Genomic DNA, 16,601 nt, shown 5'->3' with positions numbered 1-16,601 from the left:
TTCCTTTATAGGCGATTTTCACTGCTGCCGATGGGGTGGCGGGCGACAAAATGCCCCGGCCCCACCGCAACCAGCGGTGCTACGTGCGGTTCATCCCCCAGGCTGCGTGTGGCGCTGGGGATCTCATCAGACACTAAAACAGGCTTGCGTCCCTTGCGGGTTGGGTCAGCCACCGGTACCGCCGCCATAAGTTTGCGGGTGTACGGATGCTGCGGGTTTTCAAACACGGCGCGGCGCGGGCCAATTTCAACAATCTGGCCCAGATACATCACCGCCACGCGATGGCTGATGCGTTCCACGACGGCCATGTCGTGGGAAATAAACAGAAAAGCGATGCCAAATTCGCGCTGCAGGTCGAGCAGCAGGTTAACGATTTGCGCCCGAATCGACACATCCAGCGCCGAGACGGACTCGTCGGCAATCACCACCTTCGGGTTCAGCGCCAGCGCGCGGGCAATACAAACCCTCTGCCGCTGGCCGCCGGAGAACTCATGCGGGTAACGCCACGCGTGCTCAGGCTGTAAACCGACTCGCTCAAGCAGCCAGGCGACGCGCTGCTGGGCCTCTTCTTTAGGCATCGCATGGTGCACCAGTAGCGGCTCCATAATGGAGTAGCCGACGGTCTGGCGCGGATCCAGCGAGGCATACGGATCCTGGAAAATAAACTGAATGTCTTTGCGAACGTGCTGCAGCTCGCCGTTAGGCAAATTGTCAATACGCTGACCGTTAAAGGTGATGGTGCCGCCCTGGGTTTCCACCAGCCGCAGCAGCGAGCGCCCGGTGGTCGATTTACCACAGCCGGACTCGCCCACCAGCGCCAGCGTTTCGCCGGGCAATAAATCAAAACTCACCTTTTCAACGGCATGCACCTGGCGCGTCACCCGGTTGAATATTCCGCTACGCAGCGGGAAGCGGGTCACCAGATCGCGAACTTCAAGCACCGGCTTCGCGCCGGGAGGAATCGTATCCTGCTCGGTTTCGGGCTCTTGCTGATTCGGTTGGCCTGGGACAATCAACGGGAATTTGCGCGGTAAATCGCTGCCGTTCATGGCGCCAAGCCTTGGCACGGCAGCCAGCAAAGCCTGGGTGTAGGCGTGCTGCGGGTTCTGGAATATTTGCTCCACGGTACCGGTTTCAACCGCTTCCCCCCGGTACATCACCAGCACCCTGTCGGCGATGTCCGCCACCACGCCCATATCGTGGGTGATGAAAATGACGCCCATCTGCATTTCATCCTGCAGAACGCGAATAAGCTGCAGGATTTGTGCCTGAATAGTCACGTCGAGGGCAGTTGTCGGCTCATCGGCGATCAATACGGCCGGGCGGCAGGAGAGCGCCATAGCAATCATCACTCGCTGGCGCATCCCCCCGGAAAGCTGGTGCGGATAGCGGTTCAGGATGGCCTGTGCTTCAGGAATACGCACGCGTTCTAACATGCGCTTTGCTTCCGCCAGCGCCGCACGTCCATCAAGCTTTTGATGTAAACGGATGGACTCAGCGATTTGTTCGCCCACGGTGAACACCGGATTAAGCGAGGTCATCGGCTCCTGGAAAATCATGGCCACATCCGCCCCGCGCACGCGACGCATCTGGGCGTTGCTCAGCTCGGGCAGGTTCAGCACCTCTTTATTACGCCGACGCAGCAGCAGCTTGTCGCAGCTAACCTGCCCGCCGCCCTGCTCCAGCAGGCGCATCAGCGCCATCGCCGTGACCGACTTCCCGGAACCAGACTCGCCCACGATAGCCAGCGTTTCGCCCCGGTTAAGGGTCAACGACAGGTGGCGTACCGCGTCGGCAACCTGCTGCTGTTGGCGAAAGCGAATATTGAGGTCGCTAACGGCAAGCACCTGCTCGTCCGGTAGCTCATGACTGTGCGGCATTAACTCTCCTGGTCACGATAAATTCCTACGTTCGGGGCATCGCCGACAAAGCCAAAGCCACGGTACATTCCTTCGCTGTTAAACGGCAGCGCGACGTTCCCCTGATTGTCGATGGCAATCATGCCGCCGCTGCCGCCCAGCGCGGGCAGTTTCTCCATCACCACGCGGTCAACGGCCTGCTGCAGACTTAGTCCGGCATACTCCATCAGGGCCGCAATATCGTAGGCCGCCAGCGTGCGGATAAAAACTTCGCCCGTGCCGGTGCAGGACACGGCCACATTGGCGTTGTTGGCATAGCAGCCCGCGCCGACTAAGGGAGAATCCCCTACCCGGCCCGGCAGTTTATTGGTCATTCCGCCGGTGGACGTTGCCGCCGCCAGATTCCCCAGTTTATCCAGCGCCACTGCGCCTACCGTGCCAAATTTTTTATCGGCATCAATCGGCTCAGCCCCGTCATGATCCAGCAGAGTCTGTTGACTTTCACGGGCGCGCAGCAGCTGCTGATAGCGTTCTTCGGTCGAAAAGAGCGTGGCTTCGACCGGCTCAAGCCCATTCTGCGCGGCAAAACGCTCCGCCCCTTCGCCAATCATCAGCACGTGCGGGCTGTTTTCCAGCACTAATCTTGCCGCCAGGATCGGGTTGCGAATATGGCTCACGCCCGCCACCGCCCCGGCATTCAGGCTGTTGCCATCCATCACGCAGGCGTCCAGCTCATGTGTACCTTCACTGGTGAACACAGATCCTATCCCGGCGTTGAACAGCGGGCATTCTTCGAGCAGGCGCACCGCCTCGGTCACCGCGTCCAGCGCGCTGCCGCCGCGTTCAAGGATCTGCTGCCCGGCTTCAACAATGTCGGAGAGTGCGCTAATAAACTGCAGCTCTTTTTCCGGCGTCAGGTGGGCGCGGGTCAGGGCTCCGGCCCCGCCATGAATAGCGATAACGGCTTTGGTCATTCGGCATTGCCTGTAGAAAGTGATATCCGGCAGCGTTTTTTCTATAAATATCAGAATCGTTGCCAAACATTGATACGATTTTTGAATATAGAAAGACGTAAAAGTGTTGTAAAGAAAATTGACTTTACTCTATAAGCCTTTTGCCGCCCTGGCGGGAAGGAGAAATAGCGGCCAATTAAACCAAAGCCGCTATTTCTGTGGTAATAACAAAATCTTAGAACTTCGCGCTGATCCCCACGTTGTAGCTGGTCTGGTTCCCGTCGCTTAAGCCTGCCGTTTGTGCCACCGCCGCGAATGCGGACACGGTATTTGAAAGCGGCATATCTGCCCCGACGGCGATATCGGCCCAGTTTTTATCCAGCTGTTCACCGCTGCGGCTGAAGGTCAACGCCGTGGATTTTAGGCCGCCGTTCGCCCGATAACTGTCATCGCCGAACTGATGGCGATAGCTTGCCTGCGCCCAGGGATTAATGACGCCCAGCTTCGTGTCCACGCGCCAGCCCGCGCTGCCGATTTGCGAATGGCCGTTCTGGTCGCCAAAGCGCATAGCCGTGCTGCTGCTGCCATTTTCGCTGTAGCCGTTTACGTGGCTGTAATCCCAGGCGTACTGCAGCACCGGCCCCGTGGTTAGCCAGGCCGTGACGGGGATATCGTAGCCAGCCGTCAATCGCGCGCCATACAGCCTGCCGTCGGTGTCGCCTTTTTCCGTGCGGGTAAGCTGCCCCAGGGTGATATCGCGCTGAATATTGGTGAAGTCGGCAGAGAGATAATGCACGTCCCCGTTCAGCCAGGCCTGGCCCGCGCGAAGCTGGCCAAAGAGCGCCGCCTGAAAACCTCGGGTATCGTAGCGGTAGCCGTCGTCCGGGCGCTGATTGTCCAGCGAACCGGCGATCAGCCCGCCCAGCACCACGTTTTCGTTCAGCTGATAGTCGAGACCGACCGTCAGGTTATTGGTGTTACCTTTGCCGTCGCCGGTTTCGCTATTGCCGCTGTACCGCTGATACCCGCCGCTGTAGCCGCCAAATACGCCCAGTGAACCTGTGGCGTTATCGCCCTGCCGCAACTGCTGATAGCGGCTGTCGAGCGTTGCCCGGCTGCCGCGCACCATCGCCTGCGTGCCCTGGTTCAGGCGAGTGACCTGGACGGGCGCGACGATAATCGACTCAATGTACTCGGCAATGATGCTGTGAACCTGCGGGCTCGGGTGGAAATGATCGGCAAACAGATAATCCTGCGCGGCGTTAAATCCCGGCGTGGAGCTGGTGCAGTCGGTCGCCGCCACGCCCGGCGGGCAGGCCATCCCGGCGCTGTTTGTCAGACCGAAGGCCTCAGGATTAGCCAGAATCTCCTGGAAGACACCGTTGATATCCGCCCGGGCGATATTCCCCCCATGCTGCAGCAGGGCCTGATCTTCGGCGCTGTTGTAGAACGTGGTAAGCAAAGCGGCCTGCTGCACGGCCCGATCGTAGGCGGCTATCAGCTGCGCGGCTACCCCTTGCTGAACGAGCGGATTGGCACTGACAACGGAAGCCGCCGCCTGCAGTGCCTGATGAATCGCCTGCTGACGACTCGCCAGGTCAGGCGTTTGTGCCGCATCCAAAGACGCATAGGCAGCCTGAATCGCAGCCGTGGCCGCCGCCCCAAGCCCGGCGCTGAGTACCAGTTCCATTAGCGTTGGCGTGGCGCCGATATTCGGAACGTTCGGCACCACCACCAGCCCGGCGCCCGCATCAAGCAAAGCCCCCACCTGAGCGGCGGCGTTGGCCGCGCTATTGGCCGCTATCCCCTGCGCCAGCGCAGGCTGAGTGGCGGCCGCGGCAAGATCGTTGCCACCGATCCAGTGAATATATAAGCCGTTGCCATCCGCCCGCCCACCGGTCTGGCTCAGGTAGCGCTGAACCTGGCTTTGCGTATTATCGGCCGGATTAAGCGCGGGCACAGCGGTGCCCCCGCCTGCGGCATAGTTGCTCCCACCTTCGCGGGAAGGCGTCAGCGTCAGGCCATAATGTGCGGCGAGCTGCTCGTCATAGAGCTTGTTCTGGCTGCTGTTCCAGGTCCAGCGCCCGTTGTTGCCGGTATCGCTGAGGCTGTCGCCAAAAACGGTGAGGGAATCAAAGGCAAATGCAGATGAGGTGAAGCCCACAGCGGCGGCCAGCATACTGAATTTGAATGCTTTTTGTTTGCTTATCATCAGTTCTTCCTTGCAAGGTTTTTTATTAGCCACAATGACTATAGCCAATGGCGATTGACACGCAGGCCGAGCGTAAAGAAGAAACGTGACAACGTGATGTAACGCATGTCCGACCACTGACGAAAGGTTTTTGCTGATCCCAGACATGCCGTCAGGCGGCGTTTTCTGCCATACTAAGGCCTTATTTTGCCCCTGCCCCAGGAGTCATGAATGGAATTTACCGCCGGGCTGATCCCGCTTGAAACCGCACTTGAACAGATGCTGTCCCGTATTCATCCGTTGTCTGAAACAGAAACCCTGCCGCTGCTGCTGGCCACGGGCCGCGTCACGGCGTCCCCGGTGGTCTCGCCGCTGGATGTCCCCGGTTTCGATAACTCAGCGATGGACGGCTACGCGGTGCGGCTGGCGGATATCAAAGCCGGGGGCGCACTGCCCGTCGCCGGGAAAGCCTTCGCCGGACAACCGTTTAGCGGTGAATGGCCTGCAGGCACCTGCGTGCGCATCATGACCGGCGCGCCGATCCCTGTCGGAGCTGAAGCCGTTGTGATGCAGGAAGAGACGGAAGTCACCGAAAGCGGCGTGCGTTTTAACGCTCCGGTGAAGAACGGCCAGAATATTCGCCGTCGCGGTGAGGATATCCATCAGGGCGCCAGCGTGCTGGCCGCAGGCGTGAAATTAACCGCCGCCGAACTGCCGCTGATTGCCTCGCTGGGCATCCCGGAAGTGAAGGTCTTTCGCAAAGTGCGTGCGGCGGTGTTCTCCACCGGCGATGAACTCCAACTTCCGGGCCAGCCGCTGGCCGAAGGCCAAATCTACGATACCAACCGCCTGGCGGTGCACGTCATGCTGGAGCAGCTGGGCTGCGAAGTGATCGACCTCGGCATCGTTCGGGATGACCAGGCGGCCCTTCGCGCGGTGTTTAACGAAGCGGACAGCCGGGCAGATGTGGTCATCAGCAGCGGCGGTGTTTCCGTGGGCGAAGCCGATTACACCAAACAAATCCTCGAAGAACTGGGCGAAGTCGGCTTCTGGAAGCTGGCGATTAAACCGGGCAAACCGTTTGCCTTTGGACGCCTGAAAAACAGCTGGTTCTGCGGTCTGCCGGGCAACCCGGTTTCCGCCGCTCTGACGTTCTACCAGCTAGTGCAGCCGCTGCTGGCGAAGCTGAGCGGGCAAATCGCCAGCCCTCTGCCGCCGCGCATGCGCGTTCGCAACGTCGGCAAGCTGAAGAAATCCCCTGGCCGCCTCGACTTCCAGCGCGGCATTCTTCGCCGCAATGAGCAAGGCGACCTGGAAGTGTTAAGCACCGGGCATCAGGGATCGCATATTTTCAGCTCCTTCAGCCAGGCCAACTGTTTTGTGGTGCTGGAGCGCGAACGCGGCAACGTAGAGGCCGGGGAATGGGTTGAGGTCGAACCGTTTAATCCGCTGTTCGGAGGCTGAAATGGTCGAGCTTAGCGATGAGGAGATGCTGCGCTACAACCGCCAGATTGTGCTGCGCGGCTTTGACTTTGACGGCCAGGAAAAGCTTAAGGCTTCGCGAGTGCTCATCGTCGGGCTGGGCGGGCTGGGCTGCGCGGCGGCACAGTATCTGGCGGCCGCGGGCGTGGGCCAGCTCACGCTGCTCGATTTCGACACCGTTTCGCTCTCAAATCTCCAGCGGCAAACGCTGCACAGCGATGCCACAATTGGCAAACCGAAGGTGGATTCCGCGCGGGATTCACTGGCGGCGATTAATCCGCATATCCAACTCGACACCGTCAATGCGATGCTCGAATACCCTCAGCTTTCCGGGTTAATCGCCCGCCACGATGTGGTGCTGGACTGCACGGATAACGTGGCTATACGCAACCAGCTCAATCGCGGCTGCCATCAGCATAAGATCCCGCTGGTGTCCGGGGCGGCCATTCGCATGGAGGGCCAGATTAGCGTCTTCACGTATCAGGATAACGAGCCCTGCTACCGCTGCCTGAGCCGTCTGTTTGGCGAAAGTACGCTGAGCTGCGTTGAGGCTGGCGTTATGGCCCCGCTGGTCGGGATTATCGGCTCGCTGGAAGCCATGGAGGCCATCAAGCTGCTGGCAAACTACGGCACCCCAGCGCGCGGGAAAATCTTGCTTTACGATGCGATGACCTGTCAGTTCAGAGAGATGAAGCTGGCACGTAACCCGCAGTGTGAAGTGTGCGGGTAGAAACGAAAACGGGGATATCATTATCCCCGTTATTTTTAGACCGCCAGATCGGTGAGCATCACCTTGGCAATTTCGAAGTAAATCAGCAGCCCGGTTCCGTCGATTAAGGTGGTGATAAACGGCGCCGACACCACGGCCGGATCGATATTCACCTTACGAAGCAGCATCGGAATAATCGAAGAAACAATCGCGCTCCAGACGGTGATGGCGATGAGCGTCAGGCTGACCACCATCATCACTTCCATACCCACGCCCAGCATCCAGGCCCGAATAAACCCGGCGGTGCCAATGGTTAAGGCAATGAGCACCGAGGCCGAGATCTCCTTGCGCAAAATAGCGCCCAAATCCTTTAGCCCCACTTCGCCGAGCGCCATCGCCCTGACCAGCGTCGAGGTAATTTGTGTGCCGGTATTGCCGCCGGTGCCAATCAGCAACGGGATAAAGAACGCCAGCGCAATCGCCGCCTCAAGCTGATCTTCAAACGATTTAATCACCGAGCTGGTGTAAGCCTCGGCCACAAACAGCAGCAGCAGCCAGACCGATCTTTTGCGCCACAGCGTAAAGACGCTACTTTGCAGATAGGGCGTTTCCAGCGGCGACGACGCGCCCTGCAGCTGGCTGTCCAGCGTGTTTTCGTCCTCAAGCAGCTGAGCGATTTCCTGCGGGCCCAGCACGCCTTTCAGCTTGCCGTAGCTCAAAACAGGGATGTAGTTAGCGCCCGCCTTTTTAATATCCACGCAGGCTTCATGCCGCGTTTTTTCCGGCGTTAATGAGAACGCCACGGGCCGCATCAGATCACTGAGTAGCGCCTCTTTGTCGGCCTGCAGCAGTGATTTTACCGGCACGAGGCCAAACAAATGAGCATCGTCGTCCACCACAAATATCTGCGACGGGATCTGCTCATTTTTAATGCCCGAACAGAACAACGCCTGCGCATCCTGCACCGAAGTGCCCGGCGGTAAAGCGATGTAATCCTGGCTCAGGTAAGCCAGCACGGTGTTTTGTGAGTCTGAGGATGGCAGTTTGACGGACACGGCCAGTGAAGCGCGGGTGTGCGCTGAGGTATTAGTTGAAAAGGTCATGATTTTTCCCCGGTTACTGTTTTAAAAATAAACAGTCCTCATCCTGGGGCGAAGCAAGATATGAGAGTGCTGACGCTATCTCCATGTCTCGGTTTTAGCACTGCACAACGTATCCCCTAAAGCGGGGGAAGTTACCTGGGGTTATACCTTCGCTCGATATAACCTGTCCTAATCTTGGGCGTCTCTCGACGTCGTCAGATCAGCAACCTATGTTTGTACAGGAGCCTCGCCTAACGAGATACTGCAAGTCTTCCGCGGCCTATAGTAGGGATTTAAACTTCGGGCGCAAGGCAAAGAACCTGCGCTGTTTAGGGTTTATTTATGCTTTTTTTCTGCTCAGTCGTAGAGTTTATCGCTGGTCACCGCCGGTCGACCCTTCCCCGCTCCCACGCGCCGCACTGACGCCTGCACCTTTAGCGTACCGCCCAACAGAATATTCACCACCGGCGCTTCCGGGCGCATCAGGCGCTGCTGCAGCAGTTGAACCGCCTCCTCACCCAGCTCGTCCCTGGGAACATGAACCGAGGTTAAAGGCACGTCATGGATTTCGGCCAGGTTAAAGCCATCGATGCTCATTACTGACATATCCTGCGGCACGCGCAGCCCTGCTTTTTGCAGAGCACTAACGGCACCTGCCGCCATAAAATCGCCGCCGACTAACAGCGCGCTCGGCCAGGCCGGCCGCGGCGTAACGGCCAGATAGTCGCTGATTAAGGCCTCGCTCTCTTTGGCACCGAAGCTTTGGGCGACTAACAAATGCCGGGTCTCATCAAACGACAAATTACGGCTGTCCCACGCATCCCGAATCCCGGCCAGGCGCTGTTCCATGGTGTAGCGACGCAGGCACATTACCGTCAGTACGCCTTTATGCCCCATGTCGAACAGATAATTTGCGGCAAAGCGGCCGGTCATCAGGTGATCCGGCGCCACGCCTGAAAGACGCATTTTGCGATCCTGGCAGTTGATCAGCACGCAAGGCTTGCCCAGATCCGCCGCCAGATCGTGGATGTGCGGATCATCAATCCCCAGCAGAATGGCCGCTTCGGTTTCCGCCTCGTTCATCTTGCTGAGAAACAGTCCGGTATCGCTGTCATTCTCTTCCAGCGCGCAGAAGCGCAGCCTGGCGTCGTGAGGCACCAGCGCCTTGCCGATGCCCTGCATCACCCGGTAGTAGAAGACGTCCAGCCGCTCATCAAACGCCCGACGGGGCGCAAAAACCACCAGGCTGTTGACCAATAATCTGCCCGCGGCAATGCCCTGCAATACCCCCTTAGCTTTGGCGCAGGCCAGTACCCGCTGGCGGGCCGACTCGCTGGTATTCCCCTTACCCGCCAGCACGCGGGAAACGGTGCTTATCGACAGCCCCGTTTGCGCGGCAATTTCGGTGATTTTTAGCGTTTTACTCATTTTGTGATCGACGCCCGTTTGTGAAATGAAAAAATTTTCATGACTGCGAGTACGCCATAGTGCCGGAGATTTAGCGTTATTTCTTCGCGTCGGATCGAGATAGTGAAAATATTTGCAAAAATTGCGCTATTGGTTGGCTGATAACTCAATTACGCTCCATTTTGTTAACCAATAAGGTTCTCACTGAAAGTGAAAATAAAATTAAAAATATAAAAATCAAATAATTAAATTACACCCATCGCCAAAAATAGTGGCATACCAATTCTACTAATTACCCTACAAGGTGGAGTGAACTATGAGTCATGGCATCGACCAACCGATAACCGCCGTTAAGGCAGGACGCGTTTTCCGACATTTGCGCTGGTGGGTTCTGGTTCTGTTCTTACTTGGCGTCACCGTGAATTACATCACGCGTAATGCGCTGGGGATCCTGGCGCCTGAACTGAAAACCTCCCTCGGCATTACCACCGAACAATATTCCTGGATAGTCGGTGCTTTTCAGCTGGCCTATACCCTGTTCCAGCCTCTCTGCGGCTGGCTGATCGACGTGATTGGCCTGAAGATCGGCTTTCTGATCTGCGCCAGCATCTGGGCGGTGATGTGCATGCTGCATGCCGGCGCCGGGACCTGGTTACAGCTGGCTATTTTGCGCTTCATGATGGGCGGCGCGGAGGCCGCAGCCACGCCCGCCAACGCCAAAACGCTGGGTGAATGGTTCCCGAAAAAAGAGCGACCGATTGCCGCAGGCTGGGCCGGGGTGGGCTTTTCCATCGGCGCAATGCTGGCTCCGCCGATTATCTATTTTGCCCACAGTTTTTTTGGCTGGCAGGGTGCCTTTATGTTCAGCGGCGCGCTGGCGCTAGGGTGGGTTGTGCTGTGGTGGCTGTTTTACCACAACCCGGAACAGCACCCGAACCTGAGCAAGGAAGAACTGGCGTTCATCAAGCAGGACAACGAGCCGCCCGCCGTGAAACTGCCGTTTTTCACCGCCCTGAAAACCGTCTCCAAAAATAAACGCTTTTACGGCATCGCCATTCCAGCTTTTATGGCGGAACCCGCCTGGGCGGTCCTGAGCTTTTGGGTTCCGCTTTACCTGGCCAACGAACGCGGAATGGATCTCAAACAGATTGCTATGTTCGCCTGGCTGCCGTTCCTCGCTGCCGATATCGGCAGCATTGCCAGCGGCTATCTGACCAAAGTTTACGTCCGTATTTTTGGCTGCTCGCGCACCAATTCCGTGGTGGCGAGTTCGGTAACCGGCGCGTTCCTGATGCTTTCTCTGGCGCTGGTCGCCGTCACCAAAGATCCCTGGATTGCCATCCTGCTTATCTCCATCGGCGGCTTCGGGCACCAGATTATCTCCTGCATGCTCAGCGCGCTGGTGGTGGACTCTTTTGATAAAGGCCAGATGGCCACCGTCAACGGCATGCGCGGTTCGGCGGCCTGGATTGCCAGCTTTATCTTCTCTCTGATCATCGGCGTGACCGCCGACAAGATTGGCTTCAACCCGCTGTTTATCGCCATGGGCTTTTTTGATCTGATCGGCGCGGTGTTCCTGGTGGCATTTATCGCCGAACGCCGCGCAAAACGCACCTGAATGGATGGTCTCTCATGAAAACACTTAAGAACTGGACGCTCGCAAAACAAGATGACAGCCAGGTTATCCTGACCCTCGACGGCAAGCATTCGCTGCACCTGTATGTGCTGGAAGATAAGCTGTTTCGCGTGCTGATTAAACGTCAACAGGGCCTGGCGCTGGACCGCACCTGGAGCATCGCCCCGCAGCAGGATGTCCCGTGGGAGGGGCGCGACCGCGAAAGCCACGCCGGGTTTACCCTGCCCGGCTTCACGCTGGAACAGCAATCGGATAGGCTCATTATCAGTAGCGAAAGCCTGCGCGTGACCGTGCGCCAGCCGCTTTATCTGGAGTGGGAATACAAATCCGCCCAGGGCGAATGGCTGCCTCTCGCCTGCGATCGCCCCACCAGCGCCTACCAGCTTAACGCTCACGGCGATGGCGTGGCCCACTATCAGCGGCGCTTTGCCGGGGAGCGCTTTTACGGGCTGGGTGAAAAAGCCGGGCCGCTTAACCGCACCGGCAGGCGCTATGAGATGCGTAATCTGGACGCAATGGGCTATAACGCGGTGTCGACCGACCCGCTTTACAAGCATATTCCCTTCACTATTACGCGCCGGGACGACGTCAGCTTTGGCCTGTTCTATGACAACCTGAGCAGCTGCTGGCTGGATCTGGGCAACGAGATAGACAACTATCATCTGGCCTATCGCCGCTGGCAGGCAGAAGCCGGCGATCTGGACTATTACCTGTTTCTCGGCCCGCGCGTGCTGGACGTCACCAAGGCCTTCGTGCGCCTGACCGGGAAAACCTTCTTCGGGCCAAAATGGAGCCTCGGCTACAGCGGCTCAACGATGCATTACACCGACGCACCCGACGCCCAAAATCAGCTGATGAACTTCATTCGGCTGAGCCAGCAGCACGCGATTCCGTGCGACTCATTCCAGCTTTCGTCGGGCTACACCTCCATCAATAACAAACGCTACGTGTTTAACTGGAATTATGAAAAGGTGCCGCAGCCGAAGGTGATGAGCCAGGCGTTTATGGCGGCCGGGATCCGCCTTGCGGCCAACATCAAGCCTTGTCTGCTGCAGGATCATCCGCGTTATGAGGAGGTTGCCAAAGACGGGCTGTTTATCAAAGATTCGGAATCCGATGCGCCGGAACACTCCAGCTTCTGGGACGATGAAGGCTCTCATCTGGACTTCACCAACCCGGCCACGGTGAAGTGGTGGCAGGCTGGCGTCACCACACAGCTGCTGGAAATGGGCATTGGCTCCACCTGGAACGACAACAACGAATACGAAGTGTGGGACGGGGAAGCGCGCTGTCACGGCTTTGGCCAGCCGATAGCCATCAAACATATTCGCCCGGTCATGCCGCTGCTGATGATGCGCGCTTCGATGGAGGCTCAGCAGAAATTTTCCCCGGAAAAACGCCCATATCTGATTTCCCGTTCCGGTTGCGCCGGGATGCAGCGCTACGTCCAGACGTGGAGCGGCGACAACCGCACCAGCTGGGATACGCTGCGTTACAACACGCGGATGGGCGTCGGCATGAGCCTGTCCGGCCTGTTTAACGTCGGGCATGACGTTGGCGGTTTTTCGGGCGACAAACCTGACGCCGAGCTTTTCGTGCGCTGGGTTCAGAACGGCGTGATGCACCCGCGCTTCACCATCCATTCGTGGAATGATGACCACACCGTGAACGAACCCTGGATGTATCCGGCGGTGACTCCGGCCATCCGCAGCGCCATTGAGCTGCGTTATCGCCTGCTGCCCTATTTCTACACGCTGCTTTGGCAGGCACACTCGGATGATGAACCCATGCTGAGGCCGACGTTCCTCGACCATGAACATGACGTGAAGACGTTTGATGAATGCGATGAGTTCCTGCTGGGCCGGGATCTTCTGGTGGCAAGCGTGGTGGAGCCAGGACAACGCGAACGTACTTTATGGCTGCCGGCCAATGAGCACGGCTGGTACGACTATTATTCCGGCCAGTGGTTTAGCGGCGGCCAGACCATCACCCTGCCCGCCCCGCTTGAGCGTTTGCCATTGCTGGTTCGCGCCGGTGCGGCTCTGCCTCACAGCGAACGCATCAGCTACGTTTCCCCGCAGGACGATACCGTCCGTGAGCTAAAAATTTACCCGCTGCAGGGCACCGGGACGTCCCACGGCGTGTTGTTTGAGGATGACGGAGAATCCTGGGGCTATAAAGAAGGCAACGCGCTCTGGCTTAGCTGGGAAATAACCTGCTCAGCCAACGAGATTAACGTGGCCTTTAGCCGCAAGGGGGATTATTTGCCCGCGTGGCGCGAGATTAAGCTGTCTTTGCCTGAGGGAGAAAGACGTCGATTGCTGGTGAACGGCGTGGAATGCGAGGTATGGGGGCTGTAATTGCCCCTCACCCCGGCCCTCTCCCCAAAGGGGCGAGGGGGAAAACAACAGGGCAGAACAGTACACAATCTATTCCCTCTCCCTTTTAGGGAGAGGGTAAAATTACCCATCGATCCCTTTGCTACGCAGGTAATCTTCGTAGCCGCCGGTGAAGTCAATCACGCGCTCTGGGGTAATTTCCAGCACGCGGGTTGCCAGCGAGCTAACAAACTCACGGTCGTGGGAAACGAAGATCAGCGTCCCCTGGTACATTTCCAGCGCCATGTTCAGCGACTCGATGGATTCCATATCCAGGTGGTTCGTTGGTTCATCCATGATCAGGATGTTTGGTTTTTCCATCATCAGCTTGCCGAACAGCATACGGCCCTTCTCGCCCCCGGAAAGGACTTTGGCCGGCTTCTTGATGTCGTCCTGGCTGAACAGTAGACGACCCAGGATGCTGCGCACCGCCTGTTCGTCGTCGCCTTCCTGCTTCCACTGGCTCATCCAGTCAAAGACGGTCAGATCGTTTTCGAACTCGTATTCATGATCCTGGGCGTAGTAGCCAATCTGAGCATTTTCAGACCACTTCACGCTGCCGTTTTCCGGGGTCAGCTCGCCGACCAGGGTTTTCAGCATGGTAGATTTACCCACGCCGTTGGCACCCAAAATGGCAATCTTCTCGCCCACTTCCAGCAGCAGGTTGAAGTTTTTAAACAGCGGGCCGTTCTCAAACCCTTTGGTCACGGCTTCAACTTCAAGGGCGTTACGGAACAGTTTCTTATCCTGCTCGAAGCGGATGAACGGGTTCTGACGGCTGGACGCCTTCACTTCATCCAGCTTGATTTTATCAATCTGACGGGCACGGGAGGTGGCCTGGCGAGATTTGGAGGCGTTGGCGCTAAAGCGGCTAACGAAGGATTGCAGGTCTGCAATCTGCGCTTTCTTCTTCGCGTTGTCCGCCAGCAGGCGCTCGCGAGCCTGAGTTGCCGCCGTCATGTACTCGTCGTAGTTGCCAGGGTAAACGCGCAGCTCGCCGTAGTCCAGGTCAGCCATATGGGTGCAGACCATATTCAGGAAGTGACGGTCGTGCGAGATAATGATCATGGTGCTGTCGCGTTCGTTCAGCGTCTGCTCCAGCCAACGGATGGTGTCGATGTCCAGGTTGTTCGTTGGTTCGTCGAGCAGCAGGATGTCCGGGTTAGAGAACAGCGCCTGCGCCAGCAGCACGCGCAGCTTCCAGCCTGGAGCAACTTCGCTCATCGGGCCGTAGTGCTGCTCCAGCGGAATGCCCACGCCAAGCAGCAATTCACCGGCACGCGCTTCTGCGGTGTAGCCGTCCATCTCGCCGTATTTCACTTCGAGGTCGGCAACTTTGTAACCGTCTTCTTCGCTCATCTCAGGCAGGGCATAAATGCGGTCGCGTTCCTGCTTCACTTCCCACAGCTCGCCGTGACCCATGATAACGGTGTCGAGTACGGTGAATTTTTCGAAGGCGAACTGATCCTGACGCAGCTTACCGATACGCTCGTTTGGGTCGAGAGAAACGTTGCCAAGCGTTGGCTCTAAGTCCCCGCCGAGGATTTTCATGAACGTGGATTTGCCGCTTCCGTTCGCGCCAATCAGGCCGTAACGGTTGCCGCCGCCAAATTTAACGGAGATATTTTCGAACAGCGGTTTGCTGCCAAACTGCATGGTAACGTTGCTGGATACAAGCACTGGTATGTCCTGGAGAAATAAGTTGTCGAGATTTTGGAATGTGATTTCGGCCACATTATGCCATAACTATGATAAAGGGTCGCCCCGCATCTTCACCGTACAATAGTTAATCAGTGTGAAAAAATTGTGATTTCATCCACATCTGATTTCCCAGATGAATGTAATGCACATATAATGCGCGGCTGAATCGTCCATGAACACTCACTAGCTGGCCCGTCTGGCATAACACTCGCATAACATGAATATGAAATTACGCTCGCTTTTACTGGCTTTTGTGGCTGTCGCGTCTTTCTCTGCTTCCGCCGTGACTTATCCGTTACCGACTAACGGCAGCCGCCTGGTTGGTGAAAACCAGGTTATTACTATTCCTGAAGGCAGCACCGCGCCGCTGGAAGAGTATGCCGCACAGTACCAGATGGGTCTGTCTAACATGCTGGAAGCTAACCCAGGCATTGACCCGTACCTGCCAAAAGCCGGCACCATTCTGAACATCCCTCAGCAGCTGATCCTGCCGGACACCGTGCATGAAGGGATTGTGATCAACAGTGCCGAAATGCGCCTCTACTATTACCCGAAAGGCACCAACACGGTGATCGTGCTGCCAATCGGTATCGGCCAGCTGGGGAAAGATACCCCGATCAACTGGACCACCAAGGTAGAGCGTAAGAAAAATGGCCCAACCTGGACCCCGACGGCGAAAATGCATGCGGAATACGCCGCAGCCGGTACGCCGCTGCCAGCCGTTGTTCCCGCTGGCCCGGACAACCCAATGGGCCTGTACGCGCTGTACATCGGTAACCTGTATGCGATTCACGGCACCAACGCCAACTTCGGTATCGGTCTGCGCGTAAGCCACGGCTGCGTGCGTCTGCGTAACGAAGACATCAAGTTCCTGTTCGACAACGTGCCGGTTGGCACCCGCGTTCAATTCATTGATGAGCCGGTAAAAGCCACCACCGAGCCAGACGGCAGCCGCTACATCGAAGTTCACAACCCGCTTTCCACCACTGAAGCGCAGTTCAACTCCGATGAAATCGTGCCGATTAAACTGACCAGCAGCGTTCAGCAGGTGACCGCTCAGTCCGACGTTGACACCACCGTTGTTGACCAGGCGATTCAGAACCGTTCCGGGATGCCGGTTCGTCTGAACTAAGTCCAGCAGTTTGCAAAATAGCGGCCTCCGGGCCGCTTTTTTATTGCCCGAAATCCGCCCGACAACCTTCA

Annotated in this window: 11 protein-coding genes and 1 riboswitch; of the genes, 5 read left to right on the top strand and 6 right to left on the bottom strand. The window is 57.6% G+C overall.

Going from position 1 to position 16,601, the window contains the following annotated elements; translation table 11 throughout:
• Positions 1–5: 5 nt before the first annotated feature.
• From gsiA to WFK85_RS04565, 3 genes are all read right to left on the bottom strand, one after another.
• Positions 6–1,880, bottom strand: coding sequence for a glutathione ABC transporter ATP-binding protein GsiA (gene gsiA, locus WFK85_RS04575; RefSeq protein ID WP_336706995.1), 1,875 nt, complete (start codon positions 1,878–1,880; stop codon positions 6–8).
• Positions 1,880–2,833 (bottom strand): beta-aspartyl-peptidase, encoded by a 954-nt coding sequence (gene iaaA, locus WFK85_RS04570; protein WP_166991090.1) that lies wholly within the window; start codon positions 2,831–2,833, stop codon positions 1,880–1,882. The genes gsiA and iaaA overlap by 1 nt, the downstream gene beginning before the upstream one ends.
• A 214-nt stretch (positions 2,834–3,047) precedes the next feature.
• Positions 3,048–4,991, bottom strand: a complete 1,944-nt coding sequence (locus tag WFK85_RS04565; protein WP_442892230.1) for an autotransporter outer membrane beta-barrel domain-containing protein — start codon at positions 4,989–4,991, stop codon at positions 3,048–3,050.
• A gap of 243 nt (positions 4,992–5,234) precedes the next feature.
• On the opposite strand from WFK85_RS04565, the gene moeA reads away from it, so the two are divergent.
• Together moeA and moeB are read left to right on the top strand one after the other, a co-directional pair.
• A complete protein-coding gene (gene moeA, locus WFK85_RS04560) occupies positions 5,235–6,467 on the top strand; it encodes a molybdopterin molybdotransferase MoeA (protein ID WP_166991084.1) in 1,233 nt (410 codons plus the stop codon).
• A gap of 1 nt (position 6,468) precedes the next feature.
• The gene (gene moeB, locus WFK85_RS04555; RefSeq protein WP_336706990.1) at positions 6,469–7,215 is read left to right on the top strand and encodes a molybdopterin-synthase adenylyltransferase MoeB; all 747 of its coding nucleotides are present in this window, start codon (positions 6,469–6,471) and stop codon (positions 7,213–7,215) included.
• Between the two features lie 35 nt (positions 7,216–7,250).
• Here moeB and WFK85_RS04550 read toward each other — a convergent pair whose 3' ends face one another.
• On the bottom strand, positions 7,251–8,297 hold the full coding sequence (locus WFK85_RS04550; protein WP_008455228.1) for a magnesium transporter: 1,047 nt from the start codon (positions 8,295–8,297) through the stop codon (positions 7,251–7,253).
• 72 nt (positions 8,298–8,369) lie between these two features.
• Positions 8,370–8,542, bottom strand: a riboswitch (M-box (ykoK) riboswitch).
• A 91-nt stretch (positions 8,543–8,633) separates the two neighbouring features.
• A complete protein-coding gene (locus WFK85_RS04545; RefSeq protein WP_166991081.1) occupies positions 8,634–9,704 on the bottom strand; it encodes a substrate-binding domain-containing protein in 1,071 nt (356 codons plus the stop codon).
• A gap of 295 nt (positions 9,705–9,999) precedes the next feature.
• Between WFK85_RS04545 and WFK85_RS04540 the strand changes: the two genes are divergently transcribed.
• A complete protein-coding gene (locus tag WFK85_RS04540) occupies positions 10,000–11,301 on the top strand; it encodes an MFS transporter (RefSeq protein WP_336706988.1) in 1,302 nt (433 codons plus the stop codon).
• Positions 11,302–11,315: 14 nt separating this feature from the next.
• Complete coding sequence (locus WFK85_RS04535) at positions 11,316–13,679, top strand: TIM-barrel domain-containing protein (RefSeq protein ID WP_166991078.1); 2,364 nt, start codon at positions 11,316–11,318, stop codon at positions 13,677–13,679.
• A 102-nt stretch (positions 13,680–13,781) separates the two neighbouring features.
• Here WFK85_RS04535 and WFK85_RS04530 read toward each other — a convergent pair whose 3' ends face one another.
• Positions 13,782–15,377: an ABC-F family ATPase gene (locus WFK85_RS04530; protein ID WP_008455235.1), complete on the bottom strand. Its 1,596-nt coding sequence runs from the start codon at positions 15,375–15,377 to the stop codon at positions 13,782–13,784.
• Positions 15,378–15,615: 238 nt separating this feature from the next.
• On the opposite strand from WFK85_RS04530, the gene ldtB reads away from it, so the two are divergent.
• Positions 15,616–16,530 (top strand): L,D-transpeptidase, encoded by a 915-nt coding sequence (gene ldtB / locus WFK85_RS04525; protein ID WP_008455237.1) that lies wholly within the window; start codon positions 15,616–15,618, stop codon positions 16,528–16,530.
• The last annotated feature ends 71 nt before the right edge of the window (positions 16,531–16,601 follow it).

This window comes from Cedecea sp. VD22, from assembly GCF_037150195.1.
Taxonomy (GTDB): Bacteria; Pseudomonadota; Gammaproteobacteria; order Enterobacterales; family Enterobacteriaceae; genus Cedecea.
The sequence above is the reverse complement of the archived record's forward strand: the minus strand, read 5'-3'. Positions and strand labels throughout refer to the sequence as shown.

Excerpts from the sequence above, each read along its gene's own strand:
- WFK85_RS04545 (WP_166991081.1), bottom strand. The coding sequence starts at position 9,704 with ATGAGTAAAACGCTAAAAATCACCGAAATTGCCGCGCAAACGGGGCTG.
- WFK85_RS04535 (WP_166991078.1), top strand. The coding sequence starts at position 11,316 with ATGAAAACACTTAAGAACTGGACGCTCGCAAAACAAGATGACAGCCAG.
- iaaA (WP_166991090.1), bottom strand. The coding sequence starts at position 2,833 with ATGACCAAAGCCGTTATCGCTATTCATGGCGGGGCCGGAGCCCTGACC.
- WFK85_RS04540 (WP_336706988.1), top strand. The coding sequence starts at position 10,000 with ATGAGTCATGGCATCGACCAACCGATAACCGCCGTTAAGGCAGGACGC.
- moeB (WP_336706990.1), top strand. The coding sequence starts at position 6,469 with ATGGTCGAGCTTAGCGATGAGGAGATGCTGCGCTACAACCGCCAGATT.
- moeA (WP_166991084.1), top strand. The coding sequence starts at position 5,235 with ATGGAATTTACCGCCGGGCTGATCCCGCTTGAAACCGCACTTGAACAG.
- ldtB (WP_008455237.1), top strand. The coding sequence starts at position 15,616 with ATGAATATGAAATTACGCTCGCTTTTACTGGCTTTTGTGGCTGTCGCG.
- WFK85_RS04565 (WP_442892230.1), bottom strand. The coding sequence starts at position 4,991 with ATGCTGGCCGCCGCTGTGGGCTTCACCTCATCTGCATTTGCCTTTGAT.
- gsiA (WP_336706995.1), bottom strand. The coding sequence starts at position 1,880 with ATGCCGCACAGTCATGAGCTACCGGACGAGCAGGTGCTTGCCGTTAGC.
- WFK85_RS04550 (WP_008455228.1), bottom strand. The coding sequence starts at position 8,297 with ATGACCTTTTCAACTAATACCTCAGCGCACACCCGCGCTTCACTGGCC.